Raw genomic sequence first — 243 nt, forward strand, 5'->3', positions numbered from 1 at the left:
CTCGGCGTCGGCTCCTGCGGCGGCTCGGGCTGCTGCGTCGGGCCCGGGTCCGGGGGCACCGGGATGCCGGGCTTGATCTCGACCGGTGCCGCGGATCCGCCGGTGAGCAGCGGGTACGGATCGATGGGAACGCCGTTCAGGCGCACCTCGAAGTGCAAATGGTTCCCGAAGCTGTGGCCCGTGTTGCCCACGCCGCCCAAGTGGAGCCGGTCTCGACCCAGTCGCCCACCTCGACGGTGCGCG

Annotated in this window: 1 protein-coding gene; it reads right to left on the reverse strand. The window is 72.4% G+C overall.

Going from position 1 to position 243, the window contains the following annotated elements; all coding sequences use genetic code 11:
* On the reverse strand, positions 1 to 191 hold a 191-nt coding region (locus SB754_RS22500; protein ID WP_410784493.1), incomplete at its 3' end, for a M23 family metallopeptidase.
* Positions 192 to 243 lie beyond the last annotated feature (52 nt).

Source organism: Leifsonia sp. SIMBA_070, assembly GCF_046534635.1.
Classification (GTDB): domain Bacteria; phylum Actinomycetota; class Actinomycetes; order Actinomycetales; family Microbacteriaceae; genus Leifsonia.